The following is a 16,414-nucleotide window of genomic DNA, read 5'->3' as shown; positions in this document are numbered from 1 at the left end:
AATTCTGGATAACGCCTCTCAAAAACGACTCAAACTCTCCATCGCCACCGCCTTAAAGCCGGCAAAATCCTCGCAACTACAGAGACGTGACATCGCCCGCTCGCGCAGGAAGGTGACGAAGATATCGTAAATCGCCATCGCCTCTTCGTATTCGCTTTTGCTGATGGCAAGCAGGAAGATGACGTGCGCGGTTTCGTCGCCCCACTGAACGCCGTGCGGGGCCAGCACGGTGTAGACCACCGTTTTCTGCGCCAGCAGGCCGAGGGAGTGCGGCAGCGCGATGCCGTCGCCGAGCATGGTGCTGACGATAGCTTCACGCTCAACAACCGAATCCAGAAACTCCACGCCAACAAAGCCTTCTGCCTCAAGCTGTTCACACAGCTCGCGGAACAGCGTCTGCTGATCGATCGGCTTGTCGATAATGCGGAAGTGGGCCGCGTCGAAGTATTTATCCAGCATCCACGGGCGGGTGCGGTCCACCAGCACCAGTTTGCCAATCTGTTCTAACTGATAGTCGGTCGGGAACGGGGCGATCATCACCACTGGTTTTGACTTTTCGCTGACGCGGGCGGTGGCGATCACAAAGTCTTCGCCAATCGTTTCCGCCAGCTCATACTCGCGCAGGGTGAGCGTGCGCGTCACCTCAATCTGCGGGTATTTACGCTGCAGCACCGCCTCAATCATGCGCACCATCGCATTACCGGCGTCGCATACCAGCAGCACGCGCGGCTGACGCTGGTAGCCAATGTTGTAGTGGCGCTCCAGCCCGACACCAATATGCAGCACCAGGAAACCAATCTCGTTTTCGCTGATCACATATGGCGTGTATTTGCCCCAGCTCGACACCGCGGCCAGCGTCATGTCCCACGCCATCGGGTAGTGCTGCTTGATGTTATCCAGCAGCGGATTGGGGATCATGATTTGATACCGCACGCGGGTGATCATGGTTTTAATATGCGTCAGCAGATCCGCGTGCAGCTGCGCGTCGCTAAGCAGGTTGTAGTTATAGTGGGTGTTGATGTAGCGCAGGATGTAGTTGACCAGCGCTTCATCGTCATCGGCATTAATCGCGCTGGGCGCGATCTCCTGGATCTGCCGCGCCGCAATGTGCACGCACAGCCAGCTCTCCTCCGACGGCGAAAGCGTTTTGCCCGCCAGCTGCTGGATGGTCACCGCGATATCCTTCGCCGCCTCGCGCACGTTCTCTTCCACGTCTTCGGCATGGAATTCCGGCAGCGGGTAACCTTCGCTGATGCGACGTACCGACACCGCGCAGTACAGGCGCAGGAACAGCTCGCCTTCATCGGTCAGGCGAATGTGGTGACGCGTCAAGGCGTCGTGCAGCACCGGCACCATCTGCTCCGCCACGCCCGCATTCAGCGCCACGTCGGTCACCAGCGGGTTCAGGCTGTCCTGCTGCGCCAGCTCCCAGAGCAGATCGGTCAGGCACGCGCGGGTCGACATCTCGCTACCAAACAGCTTCATCCCATGGCGCGGACGGGTTTCCAGCGTCAGGTTGTAACGATGAAACCACTCGCGTACCTCCGCCATGTCGCTTTGCAGCGTGGCGCGGCTGACGAACCACTCGTCCGCCAGATCCTCCAGCTTAAGCGAAAACGCCGAGGTGAGAAAACGCACCACCAGATAATGCACGCGCTCCGGCCCGGTCCGTGGGATACGCAGCGCGCGCGGGTGGGATGCCTGAAGCTGCTGATAGCGCTCGGCATCCTCAATTTTGAGCTGGTAGCCGTTGCCCCGGCTCAGGATAAACTGCGCGCCGTGGCTGGCCAGCAGCGCGTTCAGGGCGGTGATATCTGCACGGACGGTTCGCGTGGAGACCGACAGCCGCTGCGCCAGCTCGTCCTGCGGCAGCGTCTCGTTTTGCAACAGATCGAAAAGTTGCGCTAAACGTTGGTTCGGAAATCGCACGTCGTTGTCCTCTAACAGCTTAAGGTGAAATGACCATCTGGGATGGGCTGCCGACCGGGGTATAGTCCGGTTCGAAGCTCAATTTCCCGTCCTGCGCCACGCGGAAACGGGTAATGTTGTCGCTGCGCTGGTTCATGACGTACAGCCAGCGTCCCTGCTTATCGAGCGTCAGGGTGCGGGGATAATCACCACGCGTCCACACGTCATCCTGATGCGTCAGCGTGCCCTCTGCTGTTACGGTAAAGTGCCCGATGCTGTTATGCAAACGGTTAGCCACATACAGCTGCCTGCCATCGGCGCTTAATGCGAGCCCGGCAGCAAAGCTGGTGCCTTTGTAACCTTCCGGCAGAGCAGAGACCGTTTTATCCTCTTTCAGGGTGCCGTTGGCGTTCACGGTGTACCGGGTGAGCGTAGACGCCTCTTCGTTAATCAACCACAGGGCATCGCCCTTCGGCGTAAAGACAAAGTGGCGCGGCCCGGCGCCTTTCGAGGAGGCGCTGATAAACGGCGGATCGTTCGGCGTCAGCTTTCCTGTCCGATCGTCAAAACGGTACTGATAGATGCGATCCAGCCCAAGATCGGTGGAAAACACGTATTTCCCGCTCGGATCGGCGGCGATCATGTGCGCATGGGGGCCATTATGATCGCTGATCGCGAAACTGCCCTCCGCAGCAGCTTCGGGCTTCGCCGCGCCCGGTTCGCCTTGATCCTGATGTTTGTCCGTGGCTTCACCCAGGCTACCGTCTGCGTTGACGGGTAAAACGGCAATTGAGCCGCTGACATAGTTCGCCACCAGCAGATGCTGGCCGTTCGGCGTCAGGGAGAGATACACCGGCCCGGCACCGCCGGAGGCCACCTGATTGAGCTCGCTCAGCTCACCGTTATCGCCGACGCGCAGCGCCTGCACCACGCCCTGCTCCACTTCGCTTGCCAGATACAGCGTTTTGCCGTCCTGTGAAAGGGTCAACTGCGCCGCATTCGGCAGTTTGCTCACCAGCGTTTTATCGTTCAGCGCGCCGGTTTGCGGGTTAACAGTAAAACGGTACAACCCTTCACCGTTCGGATTATAGGTACCCACCCAGGCATATTGCGTCTGGGCGACAGCGGCGGTGGCGAGCATTGAGAGTGAAGCGACAAGCAAGGTACGGGTGTGCATGGTGGCTCCTGTATAGATGTGAGTTCTACTTCACCAGCTTCTTCGTCATCGCCAGCAGGGTACGCACATCTTCCGGACGCGTATCACCGCTGGCTTTGTCGATAATCGAGCTGTAGATATGCGGGATGATTTTGCTCACGCCCGCGTCGAGGGCGATCTGCAGGATCTCCTCATAGTTTTCCAGATCGATACCTCCGGTCGGCTCCAGCCAGAAGTCGTGGCGGGCGCAGGCTTCCGCTACCGCCTTGTACTCGTCACGGCACTTCAGGCCGCCCATCGGGAAGTATTTGATAGAGCTGCCGCCGAAATCTTTCAGCAGGGCAATCGCCGTTTCAACCGGCACGATGCCGTCCGGCGCTTTGCTGCTCAGCGGGCCGGTGGAGATTTTCACCATTCCGACGGTGCCGGTCGGGGAGACCAGACCGTTGACCACGGACTCGTTCTGCCCCAGCAGCGCGCGGCTGGTAGCCACGCCGGTAAAGACCTGGTTGACGTGCTGCGGCTGCACCTGACGGGAGATCTCGCTCACCATCGCCGACTGGTTCGGATCCCCCGCGCCGAGGCCAACGGAGAGCGCGTTATCAATCAGCGCCGCGTACTCGCGCATATCCGCTACCGCGCTGGCCACGTCCGGGTAATTTTTGGAGAGCACGCCCACCAGCACGTGACCTTCCGCCGCCTCGTAGATGGCGCTGGCGTTGGTTTTCGACCCTGCCAGCACGTTCAGACAGACGCGGTCACGGTAAAAGTTGGGGGTCAGTTTCATGCGTTTTTCTCCTGTCCTAATACTTCGCTAATGCGGCGGTACACGATGTTCAGCTGAGCAGCATTCACGCTGCGCACATCCGCTTCGATAATCCCTTCGTTGGCCTTGTAGCCACGGAAGTAAATGGCGTATTCGCCCTGCTTCAGCTTCGCCACCAGGTCACCCGTGCCGACGCCGGTGGTGGCTTCGTCAAATTTAATCTCGGTGCGGGCGATGTCGCGTCCGGCGCTGTCCCACACCACGCGCGCGGTGACACCGTTCAGGGTGTTGAGCGCCTCGATAAACGGCGTCATTTTCGCCACCATCTCGGCGCCGCTCTCTTTGGTGGCCGTCAGATAGTGTTCGATAGCGCAGGTCAGGCCAAGAATGCCCTCTTTACCCACCTTCATGGCGCGGCCAATGCCCGCCGTCTGGCGTTTGACCCACTCAACGTACTGGGTTTTGCCGATCACCAGTCCGCTGGTTGGGCCTTCAATCGCCTTCGCGCCGCTGTAGATCACCAGGTCCGCGCCGGAGCGGTAGTAAACATGCAGATCTTCTTCCGCCGCGGCATCGACGATGAGCGGCAAGTCGTGTTTACGCGCGACAACCGCCGCCTGCTCGACGCTGAGCATGCTTTTCTGCACGCAGTGGTGAGATTTGATATAGAGGATCGCCGCCGTGCGCGGGGTGATCGCCGCCGCCAGCTGATCGGCGGAACATTCGTTGGCGTAGCCCGCCTCCACCAGCCTGCCGCCGCCCAGCGCGACCATGGTGCCCACCGGCGCGCCAAAGTTCACGTTGTGGCCTTTCGGCAGGACGATTTCGTTGTTCTCAATTGGGGTAACGTGCAGATTTTCCAGCAGCCAGTCGCTGTCTTTGACCAGCACCGCCGCAACGGACTGGGCAATGCCCGCCGACGCGCAGGAGACGACCGTCGCCCCTTCCACGTCCAGCAGCTTCGCGATGTACTCCCCGGTTTTATTGACCAGATCCTTCATCTCGAAATAGTGATTCATGCCGTCCATCGCCGCCTGCACCACCTCCGGGCGCGGCGTAGAGACGCCCAGCGCCGTCATGCGGCCAGAGGTGTTGATAACCTGCTTTAAATGGTACTTCTCATAAATCGAAGGCATTTTCCGTGCTCCCTTGTTCGGTCATGTAGCCCTTGCCCGCGCGGATCGCGGCAAGCGGCACCAGAATTTGTTCAGCCTGCAGGCTGTCGTTTTCGGCATCCGTCAGCACCGTCGGCTGACGTTTGAGGATGAATAGCGTCAGGTCGGCGTCGAGACCCGGCTGAATGCGGCCCTTGCGCGTCAGGCGCAGGCCGTCGGCGGCGTTCGCCGTGACGCAGTCAATCACCTGCGGCAATGACATGCCGATGGCGAGAAACTTCGACATCACGCTTGCCAGCGAGCCTACCGGGCCGTTGATGCGGTTGCGGCAGTAGATATCTGAGCTGATGGTGTGCGGCAGAATGCCCATCGCGATAGCGCGTTTTGCCACCTCAAAGCTAAAGCTCGCCGTGCCGTGCCCCACGTCCAGACGCACGCCGCGCTTCAGGGCAGAGGAAATGGAGGCGCGCAGCTCACCGGAGGGCGTGAGAATGCGGTTAGGCTTGCCGTTATAGCAGTGGGTAATGATGTCGCCCGAACTCAGGAGTTCGGCGATTTCGTCGAGATTTGGCGGGTTGTTGCCGATGTGCACCATCAGCGGCAGGTCGCCGTTCTCTTTCTGAATCGCTTTCGCGCGCTCCAGCGGCGTAATGCCGTTTTCACCGACCACGCTGCTGCTCATACGCGCCTTCAGGCCGACGATAAAATCAGGGTGGCGCTTCACCGCCTGCTTCACCGCGTCGGCATCAATATTGGCCATATTGGCCAGCTCGTTCTGCGCAATCAGCCCCACGCGGGAGATGTTTAGCAGAGCAAAAACCTCGGTGGAGGCCTTGCGGGTAATCGCATAGAAATCATCCACGTCGTCGGCGCCGGTGCTGCCCGCGTCCACTACGGTGGTGACGCCGGTGGCAACGCCCACGCTGTCGGGTTCGTCGTGGTAAATCGGGGAGTTCGGGTAGCAGTGTACGTGGGAGTCAATCCAGCCTGCGCTGACGAACACTTCACCGTTCAGCTCAACCGTTTTATGCGCGGGCGCGTTAATCTCGCCCAGCGCCGCGATTTTCCCGTCCTGAATGGCGATATCGGTCAGGGTATCGTCGGTGAGGCGCGCACGGCGCAGGAGTAAATCAAACATGAGGATCTCCTGATAAGGCGGGCGCCAGCGCGCCCGCGGGTATTAAAGGGCAACCGGGAACAGCCAGCCCAGAATCATCGCACCGAGGATAGCGCCACCGGTAATCGGCTTCTGCCAGATATAGAACAGCAGCGCACCCACCAGCGAGCCAACGCCGATCGGAATGGAGGCGGTCATGGCGCTGAGGATGATCAACGGCCCGAGGAAGCGGCCGGAGGCGTTGCCCGCGCCCATCATCACGTCTGCGCCGTAGGTGGAGTTGCTCTGGTTGATGGTGAACTTACGCGCCAGGATGATGACGTAGCCAATCGCCAGACCAATCACCAGGCCGGTGATCAGCGAAGCAATGAAGTTGGTCACCGGGAACATGATCCCCGCGCCCAGCAGCAGCGCCGGTACGCCGAGGCCTACGCCGGTCTGGATCGCCCCGCCGATGTCGAGAATACCGACCAGCGACCCTTCGATAATACGGGCGAACAGGAAGCTCGCGCCAAACGCCGCCACCGCGCCGTAAACGCCGGTATCAATACCCGCTTTCAGCATCGCCACGAAGGCCACTTCGTTAAACGCGCCGATGCCGTAGAGGTAGTACATGTGCGTCCCGGCAAACACGCCAGAGGAGAGCAGGCCAACAAAGATCGGGAACGACCAGTCGGCATACCAAAAACCTTTATTCTGTTCCATTTAGAGGCTCCTGTTATTTACCGCTGAGCGAGTTGTGGATCATGTCGAGCCAGTTCGGCACGGTCAGATGGAAGGATTCGATCATCTTCATGTCGAAACCGCGGAAGAAGCCGCTCAGCACGAAGAGCAGGACGATAGCCGCCATCATCACTTTGGTGACGTGGTTCCAGCCGCTCTCTTCCACGCCTTTCCCGATCAGGATCCCCAGCACCAGGCCCGGTACGGCGTTGCCCATAATCAGCTGCGCCGCGCCGCCGAAGATAGTGGCCCAGAAGCCCGATTTTTTACCCGCATCGATGGCTGCCAGCCAGAAGATCACCGGCATCACGGTGTTCACCAGCAGGTTTGCCGCCGGCACCAGCACCTTCACGGCGGTGACCTGAAGCGCTGCGGGAACGGAGGAGGCGGTCAGGTTAAGGAAGGTCACAACGATCATGCCGATCACGCCGCAGGCAATCGCCATTTTGCGGGGATCGTGCAGCGTTTCGCCGACGTTACGGTTTTTGATCATCAGTGCAGCCGCACCCCAGTTTGGGATGATGCGGTGGTCAACGTCCTGTGTGAAAGCCCCTGCGGCCACGGAAGAGGCCCAGGCGTTAAAGAAGAAACCTAACCCAAAGGAGAAGTGGGACGCCGGATCCCCTTCACAGGAGTTCAGTTCCCCCAACGTACGAAACGCGCCCATACCCTGAGTGGTAGGCGCATGAAACATGCGTGCAGCCCCGGCACCCACACCGACGCCAACCAGGCCGCCAATAATGAGCGATTTTATTAATATAATTAAGAACATCAGTCTGCCCTTTTATGAATAATCAGCGTTGCGTGACGAAATCCACCTGGTCGAGATTGATGGCTGTCACGTTGACGGTCACATCCAGCTCCACGCTGTAGGTGCGTCTTTCCCGGCGCAGAAAGAAGAACAGAAACGCTTCTTTACGCACCGCTTCTTGCGCCTGAACGACCTGCACATCCTGTGGCTCAATACGCAGTAAGATATGCGGTGAAGCTTTCATCACCGCGGCCTGAACGTGGTTGAGCGCGTCGGCAAAGGCGCGCGCTTTGGCGTCGCCCTTCCCCTTCACTCTCACCGTGGTTGTGAACTGTTCTTTCATGCTTATGCGCCGTATTTCTTCTGCCACGCCTGTACCAGACGCTCGCCAAGCTCTTCTTTATCCATAAAGCCAAAGCCCAGCACGTTGCAGCCTTCGTTGATGGCGGTCACGCCCTCTTCCACGGAACGCATGCCGTATTTGGCTTTGTAGCCATACTTGGTCTGGGCGGTGATGGCACCCGCGCCGCCGCTGCCGCAGAAGGAGATGCCGAAGGTGGCGTTTTCCGCTTTCATTACGTCGCCCAGCTTCATGTCTGCCGCCATACCCGGCACAACCACCGCGCGTCCACCTGCTTTTTCCACACCGGCAGCCACTTTCTGACCTTTACCCAGGCGATCGCCAATCACGACTGTAATCTGTTCCATGTGTTGCTCCTTAAAGGTTGTCTTTTGCGACTTCAAAGTGAACGGAGAGCAGCCAGGCTTCTTCATCAGGAAGGTTGCCAAACTGCGCGACCACTTCACGGGCAAGCCGCATTGAATCCGGTGAAATTTCGTCAAACAGCTCTGCTTCAACCTCCGGCAGCGGCTCGCCGGTCACGGACCGGTGCGCCATGGCGCGCACGTGGGAGGTGAGCATCTGCTCCTGTACTGCATTGGGGATGATGTTGTTCCGGGCCAGCAGGGCATAGACCTGCTGCAGCATGGTGTTTGCGAGTTGATCTGTTTGCACCGCCTGTTCCCCAACGTCGTTCATTACCGCTCCGTTAATCACTGGTCTTACCCCGTTAATGGCTCTGGATTAAAACTAACGGTGGGAGGGAAGGGTTTGTAGCGAGTTGTTTTCCACTTCGAAGTGGAAAGGCGAGCCGCAGCAGTGATCTGTGCCACATAAATGCGCCGAATCTGGATAAATCGATGTATTCACGTGATGAATATCACGCTATTACGCGGGAACGAACGGGTAAGCAGAGTGGAAAAGATTCCGAGCAGGCTCGTAGAAATGTGACGTGGATAAGGTTTTCTTATGGGGATTGGGTAGAGTGGCGGCGGGTGCTTGAGACTGACCGTCTCAGGCATGGGACGGAAAGTGGAAAGCCCCGCCTGATAGAAAATCAGGGCGGGGGCTCGAAACGACACGTCACGACCGTGGAGTTCGCTACCTCGCCCGCTTTACAGCAAGGAGGCATCCATGAAACGCCAATCCCCAAGTATCGGGGTTTTGATGATTATTGCTTTGACAATAATCATCTTAACGCTGGTGACGAGGAAAACACTGTGCGAAATCCGTTTTCGAAACGGCTCGCTTGAAGTGACAGCGCGGATGGATTGTCGCTCCGGCCAGTAAGGAGCAAGGATGCGGGGGCGCGTCATGCGCCTCCGCATACGGGGAAGGACGTACAGCTCAGGCACCCAATTAACGATACTTTTTGTGGTACGTATTGCGCGTGGTCACAAACTGCTCGGCCGCCGCCTGGGCTTCTTTCACTTTGCCTTCGTTAGCGAGCTTCAGCGCGCCGTCGATCTGGCCGACCAGCACGTCAAAGCCGTGGCGGTAGTCTTTCATCTCTGCACTGTCTGCCGCTTTGCTTTCCAGCTTCGGCGGCGTCGCTTTTTGGGCGTCCAGCGCCGCTTCACGCATTTTGGTCAGCGCGTCTTTCATTTCCGCCGCATTGTCGGTTTTCTGCACCACCTTCAGGTTTTGACCGAGGATGCCCATGTCGTCTTCAAGATCGGCAGCAAACGCAGAAGAGCCAAGAACCAGCGTTGAAGCTGCGACGATCGCTAACAGATGTTTACGCATTGCTCACTTCCTTTTTTATTATTAACAAAACGCTATCTCTATTGTCCGGCGATTTTCATTTCCGGAAGTAATACAGAACCACACTGTATATTGCTGCGTGTTTCAATATCGTTACCGACCGTAACGATATTGCGCCACATATCCTTCAGATTGCCAGCGATGGTAATTTCGCTCACCGGATACTGGATTTCACCGTTTTCCACCCAGAAACCCGCCGCACCGCGAGAGTAGTCTCCGGTGATGCCGCTGACGCCCTGACCCATCAGCTCGGTCACCACCAGACCGGTGCCCATCTCTTTCAGCATCTGCTCAAAGTTGAGGCCCTGCCCGGCAATGCGCCAGTTGTGAATGCCGCCCGCGTGCCCGGTGCTTTTCAGCCCCAGCTTGCGCGCAGAGTAGTTGGTCAGCAGCCACTGGGTCAGCACGCCGTCTTTGACAATGTCACGACGTTCGGTGCGCACGCCTTCGCTGTCGAACGGCGTGGAGGCCAGCCCTTTCAGCAGGTGCGGATGTTCTTCGATGGTCAGCCATTCCGGCAGGATCTGCTTGCCCAGCGAGTCGAGCAAGAAGGTTGATTTACGGTAAACGGAGCCGCCCGCAATCGCCCCCACCAGATGGCCAAACAGACCGGTCGCCACTTCATTGGCAAAAATCACCGGCGCTTTCATGGTGGAGAGTTTACGCGGCGACAGGCGAGACAGCGTACGTTCAGCACATTCTTTGCCTACCCACTCCGGAGACTGCAAATCCCCCAGCGCGCGGCCAATGGTGTAGGCGTAGTCGCGCTCCATGTCACCGTTCTCTTCGGCGATGACGCAGCTGGAGAGCGAGTGGCGGGTAGAACAGTAGCCCTGCAGCATGCCGTGGCTGTTGCCAAAGACTTTGATGCCGTAGTGGCTGTTAAAGCTGCCGCCTTCGGTATTGGTAATGCGCTTGTCGGCCTGCAGGGAAGCCTGCTCGGCGCGAGCAGCCAGTTCAATGGCTTCGTCCGGGGTCACTTCCGCCGGGTGGAACAGATCGAGATCCGGCGCGTCAAACGCCAGCAGATCTTTATCCGCCACGCCGGCGTAAGGATCCGGCGAGGTGTAACGGGCGATATCCAGCGCGGCCTGCACCGTACGGGCGATGGCATCCGGACTGAGATCGGTGGATGACGCACTGCCTTTGCGATTCTGGTGGTATACCGTGATACCCAGCGCGCCGTCGCTGTTGAATTCGACATTCTCCACTTCGCCATAGCGGGTGCTCACGCTAATGCCGGTGGTTTTGCTGACCGCCACTTCGGCGCCATCTGATTTTTCTGAAGCAAGCATCAGCGCGGTGGAGACGGCTTCTTCCAGAATCTTACGCTGCGCTTCAACTTGTGAGGTTACTTTCATCGCAAATGCCATACTGTAAGAGAGAGTTAACTGAAGTCTAACAGAGAACCGTTTTTCAGTGCGCGTCTTAACTGGTAACATTAGCCTCTTTTTTTAAGGAGCCTGACATGACTAAGCAGCCCGAAGACTGGCTCGACGACGTTCCCGGTGATGACATCGAAGACGAAGATGATGAGATCATCTGGGTCAGTAAAAGTGAAATTAAACGTGACGCCGAAGAGTTAAAACAGCTTGGCGCGGAAATGGTAGAACTGGGTAAAAACGCGCTGGATAAGATCCCGCTCGACCAGGATCTGCGCGATGCCATTGAACTGGCACAGAAAATCAAAAAAGAAGGCCGTCGTCGCCAGCTTCAGCTTATCGGGAAAATGCTGCGTCAGCGCGATGTTGATCCGATCCGCCAGGCGCTGGACAAGCTGAAAAACCGCCACAACCAGCAGGTTGCGCTGTTCCACAAGCTGGAGCAGATCCGCGATCGTCTGATTGAACAGGGTGATGACGCCGTACCGGAAGTGCTGAACCTGTGGCCGGATGCCGACCGCCAGCAGCTGCGTTCCTTGATCCGCAACGCGAAGAAAGAGAAAGAAGGGAATAAGCCGCCGAAGTCTGCGCGCCTGATTTTCCAGTATCTGCGCGAGCTGTCTGAGAACGAAGAGTAATCCGTTCCCTTCACCCCGGAGGGGCGAGGGGGAAAAGAACGTAGGCCCGGTAAGCGCAAGCGCCACCGGGCTTTTTTTTACGCCTCGGCGGCCGCTTCCGCTTTCTTCGCCAGCCCGTCCAGCAGCTTCTGATGGATCCCACCAAAACCGCCGTTGCTCATCACCAGAATATGGTCGCCAGGCTGAGCGGCTTTCACCACCATATCCGCGAGCGCATCCACATCTGCACTCCAGTGTGCCGGCTGAATGCAGGCATCGGCCACTTCCGCGACCTGCCACGGAATATGCTGCGGCTGCAGCAGGAAGACTTCATCGGCACGTCCTAACGACGGCGCGAGATCGTCTTTGCAGATGCCCATCTTCATGGTGTTCGAGCGTGGTTCCAGCACCGCCAGAATGCGCGCGGTACCGCCGACTTTGCCACGCAGGGCGGCAAGCGTGGCCAGAATGGCCGTGGGGTGGTGCGCGAAATCGTCATACACGGTGACGCCGTGGGCTTCACCGCGCAGTTCCAGACGGCGGCGGGCATTGATAAACGAGCCCAGCGCATTCGCCGCATCCGCAGGCTGAACGCCCACGTGACGCGCTGCGGCAATCGCCATCAGGCCGTTGTGCATATTGTGTTCGCCCACCAGGCCCCACTTCACCTCACCCACTTTTTCACCGTCGAGCAGCACTTCCCACTCGGAGGCATCGGCATTGAGTTTCTTCGCCTGCCAGTGGCCCTGCTCGCCCACCAGCTCCTGCTCGCTCCAGCAGCCCATTGCCAGGGTCTGCTTCAGGTTAATGTCGTTTTCCGGCAGGATGATGCGGCCCTGGCCTGGAACAATGCGCACCAGGTGGTGGAACTGTTTCTGAATGGCCTTCAGGTCGTCAAAAATATCCGCGTGGTCAAACTCAAGGTTATTGAGGATCAGCGTGCGCGGGCAGTAATGCACAAACTTAGAGCGCTTGTCGAAGAACGCGCAGTCATACTCGTCGGCTTCGATCACAAAGAACGGGCTGTCCCCCAGGCGCGCAGAAACGTCAAAGTTGCCCGGTACGCCGCCGATGACGAAGCCCGGCTTATAGCCACAGGCTTCGAGGATCCAGGTCGCCATGCCCGCGGTGGTCGTTTTGCCGTGGGTACCGGCAACGGCAACCACCCAGCGGTCACGCAGGACGAAGTCATGCAGCCACTGCGGGCCGGACATGAACGGGATATTGCGTTCCAGTACCGCCTCAACGCACGGGTTGCCGCGGGTCATGGCGTTGCCAATGATCACCAGATCCGGCTCAGGATCCAGCTGGCTGGCATCGTAGCCCTGAATTAAAGCGATGCCCTGTTTCTCCAGAAGTGTGCTCATTGGCGGATACACATTGGCGTCCGAACCTGTCACCTCATGGCCCAGCGAGCGCGCCAGCATTGCCAGTCCGCCCATGAAAGTGCCACAAATCCCCAATATATGAATGCGCATACGTCACTATCCTTCTTCAATGTGGCGCACATTTTACTCACATGTCAGCGGGTGTGAAACGCATTTCAGGAAAATCCGTATCCTGCTGGCGCGATTCACCTCTGCGCTACTATTTGAATATTTGTTAAGATTGTTGGGCTTTAGTCGTTTTAGTGAACATACAATCGCTCTACTCACAAAGATGCAGGGAAAGTGTTATGAAAACGTTAGGTGAATTTATTGTCGAAAAGCAGCACGAGTTCTCTCATGCTACCGGTGAACTCACTGCTTTGCTGTCGGCAATAAAGCTGGGCGCTAAGATCATCCACCGTGATATCAACAAGGCCGGTCTGGTCGATATCCTGGGTGCCAGCGGTGCCGAGAACGTTCAGGGCGAGGTTCAGCAGAAACTCGATCTGTTCGCAAATGAAAAACTGAAAGCTGCACTGCGCGCGCGCGACATCGTTGCGGGTATCGCCTCCGAAGAAGAAGATGAAATTGTTGTTTTCGAAGGGTGTGAACACGCGAAATACGTTGTTCTGATGGATCCGCTCGACGGCTCCTCCAACATCGACGTTAACGTTTCTGTCGGTACCATTTTCTCCATCTACCGCCGCGTCACGCCTGTTGGCACGCCGGTGACCGAAGAAGATTTCCTGCAGCCGGGCATTAATCAGGTTGCTGCTGGTTACGTGGTTTATGGCTCTTCCACCATGCTGGTGTACACCACCGGGTGCGGCGTACACGCCTTTACGTACGATCCATCACTGGGCGTTTTCTGTCTGAGCCAGGAACGCATGCGCTTCCCGGAGAAGGGTAACACCTACTCCATCAACGAAGGCAACTACATCCGCTTCCCGAACGGCGTGAAGAAGTACATCAAATTCTGCCAGGAAGAAGATAAAGCGACGCAGCGCCCTTACACGTCCCGCTATATTGGCTCTCTGGTCGCGGATTTCCACCGTAACCTGCTGAAAGGCGGCATCTACCTCTACCCAAGCACCGCCAGCCACCCGGACGGGAAACTGCGTCTGCTGTACGAATGCAACCCGATGGCGTTCCTGGCCGAACAGGCGGGCGGCAAGGCGAGCGACGGTAAAGAGCGTATTCTGGAGATCGTGCCGGAAAGCCTTCACCAGCGCCGTTCATTCTTCGTCGGCAACAACCACATGGTTGAAGACGTCGAACGTTTCATCCGTGAGTACCCGGACGCATAATCCCTCTCTTCAGGGGAGCCGATCCGGCTCCCCTGGTCATTTATATATTTTACCGTATAAGTGTTTATAAAAAACATGCTTTAATCTTCGCCACTGCTCCTGCATTATTTCCATAACAGTTTGACAGATATTTCGTGGAGCAGAATCGCAATGAAAAATTATTCCCGTGCTAATACCGGTATTGATTTAAATCTTATCCCTGTATTTATTGAAATCGTCCGCTGCGGCAGCATGGCAAAGGCCTCTTTGCGTCTGGAGATGTCCCGTCCTGCGGTGAGTCTGGCATTAAAGCGTTTTAATCAACTCTTTGATGAGCCGTTATTTTTCCGTAAAGGTTTATATCTTGAACCGACTGAAAAAGCGTTAGCCTTAACCAGCTCACTGGAAATATTAATGGGTGAAATTCACGATAATATCGGGGCGCTTAATTCCGGAAGGAATAAAACCCCGGCACAGAACGTACCGGGGCTGGGTAATATTATGCCGCGTTCTGAGTCGTCACTTTGAATGATGACATGGCTTCCATCAGCTGACGCGACTGCTCTTCAAGGGAGCGGGTCGCGGCAGAGGATTGCTGCACCAGCGCCGCATTCTGCTGCGCGGTTTCGTCCATCTGGTTCACCGCAATATTCACCTGCTCAATGCCGCGGCTCTGCTCATGAGACGCGGTCGCAATCTCACGCATCAGTTTGGTCATACGCAGCACTTCGGTTGCGATCTCGTCCATCGTTTCGCCAGCCTGCTGGGCCAACTCGCTGCCCTCGTTAACGTGGGTCTGCGAGTCGCCGATAAGCGTTCGAATCTCTTTCGCCGCGTCGGCGCTGCGGCTGGCAAGATTGCGCACCTCGCCCGCGACGACGGCAAAACCGCGCCCTTGCTCGCCCGCACGCGCCGCTTCCACGGAGGCGTTAAGCGCCAGAATATTGGTCTGGAAGGCAATGCCGTCGATGACGCTCAGGATGTCAGCGATACGCGCCGAGCTGCCGGAGATATCGCGCATTTTTTCAATCACGTAGCAGACCATTTCACTGCCGTGATCGGCCGTGTCGGACACCGACTTCGCCAGCTGGTGCGCCTGTTCGGCGTTATCGGCGTTGAGCTTCACCGTGGCGGTGATCTGTTCCATGCTGGCCGCCGTCTGCTCCAGCGACGTGGCGGTGGATTCCGTACGCTCGGCGAGATCGCGGTTTCCCAGCGTCAGCTCGCGGCTGCCGGTGTCAATCTGCGCGCTGGCATCGCGTACCCGCAGAACCGAGTTCATCAGCGACTGACGCATCTCCTCTATCACCGCGTTAAGGCGGTTAAACTCCTGGCTCGCGGGCGCAGCCAGCGTATGGGTTAAATCGCCCGCTGCCACATTCTCCAGTTGAGCAATCGACGCCGAGAGCGGCTTGAGCAGCATATGGCGCAGCGCCAGCCATGCCAGCACAATAATGCCCGCCGTCAGCAGCGCTGCGACGATAATCAGGATCAGGACGCGGGTTTTGCTCGCCTGCACGGCACTCACTTCCGCCAGACCTCGCGCTTCGCTCCATTTCTGAAACGCCTGCATGTCATTATCGAACGTTGACGCCAGCGGGATCAGCGTCTTCTCCAGCAGATCGTAATACCCGTCCGCGCTCTGGTCATTGAGGGTTTTCAGCATCGGGTTAATCCCCTGCTGGGTATACGCCCCCAGGCTGGCCGCCACCTTATTGAGCAGCTGTTGCCCCTGCTCGTCAGCCACGCCGCCGTCGATCACGGCTTTCAGCGTTTTCTGGGCCAGGGCGACTTCCTGGTTGATGTTTTTTACCGCGTTGGCCGCATCATCCAGCATGCCGATTTCCATCATGCGGACGGCCTGCCCCGCTTCATTGCGCGCGCGCAGGATCAGCGTATAGCCTGAATTAAGCTGCACCATTTGCTCACCCTGAAGGTGATTAATACGCTGCAGCGAAGAAGAACTCTGTGTGAGGGCATAAATGCCAATGCCGCTGACAATCAGCAGCAGAAGGGTCATAACGGCCAGTAAAGAAAGCAAGCCGGTACGAATCGATAGCGTTTTCAGCATGATATTATTTCCGGTAGCGAGATATTTCTGGGCATAAAAAAAGAGTATCGG

At 57.7% G+C, this 16,414-nt stretch carries 18 protein-coding genes; 4 read left to right on the top strand and 14 right to left on the bottom strand.

Annotation, left to right across the window (positions count from 1 at the left end; all coding sequences use genetic code 11):
- Nucleotides 1–18: 18 nt before the first annotated feature.
- From ABFV38_RS02415 to ABFV38_RS02370, 10 genes are read right to left on the bottom strand one after another with little or no spacing between them, the layout of a single operon-like run.
- A complete protein-coding gene (locus ABFV38_RS02415) occupies nt 19–1,929 on the bottom strand; it encodes a PRD domain-containing protein (RefSeq protein ID WP_348958362.1) in 1,911 nt (636 codons plus the stop codon).
- A gap of 19 nt (nt 1,930–1,948) precedes the next feature.
- Nucleotides 1,949–3,085 carry a lactonase family protein gene (locus ABFV38_RS02410; RefSeq protein ID WP_262778607.1) on the bottom strand — a complete coding sequence of 379 codons (1,137 nt, stop codon included), beginning with the start codon at nt 3,083–3,085 and terminating at the stop codon, nt 1,949–1,951.
- A 25-nt stretch (nt 3,086–3,110) separates the two neighbouring features.
- Entirely contained in the window at nt 3,111–3,851 is a 741-nt protein-coding gene (locus ABFV38_RS02405) for a KDGP aldolase family protein (protein ID WP_348958360.1), read from the bottom strand.
- A complete protein-coding gene (locus ABFV38_RS02400) occupies nt 3,848–4,966 on the bottom strand; it encodes a DgaE family pyridoxal phosphate-dependent ammonia lyase (RefSeq protein WP_348958358.1) in 1,119 nt (372 codons plus the stop codon). The genes ABFV38_RS02405 and ABFV38_RS02400 overlap by 4 nt, the downstream gene beginning before the upstream one ends.
- On the bottom strand, nt 4,950–6,083 hold the full coding sequence (locus tag ABFV38_RS02395; RefSeq protein ID WP_348958357.1) for an amidohydrolase/deacetylase family metallohydrolase: 1,134 nt from the start codon (nt 6,081–6,083) through the stop codon (nt 4,950–4,952). The genes ABFV38_RS02400 and ABFV38_RS02395 overlap by 17 nt, the downstream gene beginning before the upstream one ends.
- Before the next feature lie 42 nt (nt 6,084–6,125).
- Nucleotides 6,126–6,767 carry a DUF4310 family protein gene (locus ABFV38_RS02390; protein ID WP_003856081.1) on the bottom strand — a complete coding sequence of 214 codons (642 nt, stop codon included), beginning with the start codon at nt 6,765–6,767 and terminating at the stop codon, nt 6,126–6,128.
- A gap of 13 nt (nt 6,768–6,780) precedes the next feature.
- On the bottom strand, nt 6,781–7,557 hold the full coding sequence (locus ABFV38_RS02385; protein ID WP_008501408.1) for a DUF4311 domain-containing protein: 777 nt from the start codon (nt 7,555–7,557) through the stop codon (nt 6,781–6,783).
- A gap of 22 nt (nt 7,558–7,579) precedes the next feature.
- Complete coding sequence (locus ABFV38_RS02380; protein ID WP_006810338.1) at nt 7,580–7,879, bottom strand: DUF4312 family protein; 300 nt, start codon at nt 7,877–7,879, stop codon at nt 7,580–7,582.
- A 2-nt stretch (nt 7,880–7,881) separates the two neighbouring features.
- A complete protein-coding gene (locus ABFV38_RS02375) occupies nt 7,882–8,244 on the bottom strand; it encodes an SFCGS family glycine-rich protein (protein ID WP_023293430.1) in 363 nt (120 codons plus the stop codon).
- A gap of 10 nt (nt 8,245–8,254) precedes the next feature.
- A complete protein-coding gene (locus ABFV38_RS02370; protein WP_086374949.1) occupies nt 8,255–8,593 on the bottom strand; it encodes a glycine dehydrogenase in 339 nt (112 codons plus the stop codon).
- 417 nt (nt 8,594–9,010) lie between these two features.
- Between ABFV38_RS02370 and ABFV38_RS02365 the strand changes: the two genes are divergently transcribed.
- Entirely contained in the window at nt 9,011–9,166 is a 156-nt protein-coding gene (locus ABFV38_RS02365; protein ID WP_008501411.1) for a Hok/Gef family protein, read from the top strand.
- 69 nt (nt 9,167–9,235) lie between these two features.
- Here ABFV38_RS02365 and cybC read toward each other — a convergent pair whose 3' ends face one another.
- Both cybC and pmbA read right to left on the bottom strand, forming a co-directional pair.
- Nucleotides 9,236–9,622, bottom strand: a complete 387-nt coding sequence (cybC, locus tag ABFV38_RS02360; protein WP_008501412.1) for a cytochrome b562 — start codon at nt 9,620–9,622, stop codon at nt 9,236–9,238.
- A gap of 38 nt (nt 9,623–9,660) precedes the next feature.
- The gene (pmbA, locus tag ABFV38_RS02355; protein WP_032643854.1) at nt 9,661–11,013 is read right to left on the bottom strand and encodes a metalloprotease PmbA; all 1,353 of its coding nucleotides are present in this window, start codon (nt 11,011–11,013) and stop codon (nt 9,661–9,663) included.
- 95 nt (nt 11,014–11,108) lie between these two features.
- Here pmbA and yjgA point away from each other — a divergent pair, with 95 nt between their 5' ends.
- Nucleotides 11,109–11,660 carry a ribosome biogenesis factor YjgA gene (gene yjgA / locus ABFV38_RS02350; protein ID WP_008501414.1) on the top strand — a complete coding sequence of 184 codons (552 nt, stop codon included), beginning with the start codon at nt 11,109–11,111 and terminating at the stop codon, nt 11,658–11,660.
- Between the two features lie 77 nt (nt 11,661–11,737).
- Here the strand turns inward: yjgA and mpl are convergent, their stop codons facing one another.
- Nucleotides 11,738–13,117 (bottom strand): UDP-N-acetylmuramate:L-alanyl-gamma-D-glutamyl-meso-diaminopimelate ligase, encoded by a 1,380-nt coding sequence (gene mpl, locus ABFV38_RS02345; RefSeq protein WP_023345313.1) that lies wholly within the window; start codon nt 13,115–13,117, stop codon nt 11,738–11,740.
- Between the two features lie 197 nt (nt 13,118–13,314).
- Here mpl and fbp point away from each other — a divergent pair, with 197 nt between their 5' ends.
- Nucleotides 13,315–14,313, top strand: a complete 999-nt coding sequence (gene fbp / locus ABFV38_RS02340; protein ID WP_008501416.1) for a class 1 fructose-bisphosphatase — start codon at nt 13,315–13,317, stop codon at nt 14,311–14,313.
- Between the two features lie 150 nt (nt 14,314–14,463).
- Entirely contained in the window at nt 14,464–14,820 is a 357-nt protein-coding gene (locus ABFV38_RS02335) for a LysR family transcriptional regulator (RefSeq protein ID WP_024907284.1), read from the top strand.
- Here ABFV38_RS02335 and ABFV38_RS02330 read toward each other — a convergent pair.
- Entirely contained in the window at nt 14,792–16,363 is a 1,572-nt protein-coding gene (locus tag ABFV38_RS02330) for a methyl-accepting chemotaxis protein (RefSeq protein WP_196365421.1), read from the bottom strand. The two genes, ABFV38_RS02335 and ABFV38_RS02330, sit on opposite strands and share 29 nt — an antisense overlap.
- Nucleotides 16,364–16,414: the final 51 nt, after the last annotated feature.

Source organism: Enterobacter cloacae complex sp. Mu1197 (genome assembly GCF_040059225.1).
Lineage (GTDB): Bacteria > Pseudomonadota > Gammaproteobacteria > Enterobacterales > Enterobacteriaceae > Enterobacter > Enterobacter quasiroggenkampii.
The sequence above is the reverse complement of the archived record's forward strand: the minus strand, read 5'-3'. Positions and strand labels throughout refer to the sequence as shown.

Excerpts from the sequence above, each read along its gene's own strand:
- ABFV38_RS02410 (WP_262778607.1), bottom strand. The coding sequence starts at position 3,085 with ATGCACACCCGTACCTTGCTTGTCGCTTCACTCTCAATGCTCGCCACC.
- ABFV38_RS02405 (WP_348958360.1), bottom strand. The coding sequence starts at position 3,851 with ATGAAACTGACCCCCAACTTTTACCGTGACCGCGTCTGTCTGAACGTG.
- ABFV38_RS02400 (WP_348958358.1), bottom strand. The coding sequence starts at position 4,966 with ATGCCTTCGATTTATGAGAAGTACCATTTAAAGCAGGTTATCAACACC.
- ABFV38_RS02395 (WP_348958357.1), bottom strand. The coding sequence starts at position 6,083 with ATGTTTGATTTACTCCTGCGCCGTGCGCGCCTCACCGACGATACCCTG.
- ABFV38_RS02390 (WP_003856081.1), bottom strand. The coding sequence starts at position 6,767 with ATGGAACAGAATAAAGGTTTTTGGTATGCCGACTGGTCGTTCCCGATC.
- ABFV38_RS02385 (WP_008501408.1), bottom strand. The coding sequence starts at position 7,557 with ATGTTCTTAATTATATTAATAAAATCGCTCATTATTGGCGGCCTGGTT.
- ABFV38_RS02380 (WP_006810338.1), bottom strand. The coding sequence starts at position 7,879 with ATGAAAGAACAGTTCACAACCACGGTGAGAGTGAAGGGGAAGGGCGAC.
- ABFV38_RS02375 (WP_023293430.1), bottom strand. The coding sequence starts at position 8,244 with ATGGAACAGATTACAGTCGTGATTGGCGATCGCCTGGGTAAAGGTCAG.
- ABFV38_RS02365 (WP_008501411.1), top strand. The coding sequence starts at position 9,011 with ATGAAACGCCAATCCCCAAGTATCGGGGTTTTGATGATTATTGCTTTG.
- cybC (WP_008501412.1), bottom strand. The coding sequence starts at position 9,622 with ATGCGTAAACATCTGTTAGCGATCGTCGCAGCTTCAACGCTGGTTCTT.
- pmbA (WP_032643854.1), bottom strand. The coding sequence starts at position 11,013 with ATGGCATTTGCGATGAAAGTAACCTCACAAGTTGAAGCGCAGCGTAAG.
- yjgA (WP_008501414.1), top strand. The coding sequence starts at position 11,109 with ATGACTAAGCAGCCCGAAGACTGGCTCGACGACGTTCCCGGTGATGAC.
- mpl (WP_023345313.1), bottom strand. The coding sequence starts at position 13,117 with ATGCGCATTCATATATTGGGGATTTGTGGCACTTTCATGGGCGGACTG.
- fbp (WP_008501416.1), top strand. The coding sequence starts at position 13,315 with ATGAAAACGTTAGGTGAATTTATTGTCGAAAAGCAGCACGAGTTCTCT.
- ABFV38_RS02335 (WP_024907284.1), top strand. The coding sequence starts at position 14,464 with ATGAAAAATTATTCCCGTGCTAATACCGGTATTGATTTAAATCTTATC.
- ABFV38_RS02330 (WP_196365421.1), bottom strand. The coding sequence starts at position 16,363 with ATGCTGAAAACGCTATCGATTCGTACCGGCTTGCTTTCTTTACTGGCC.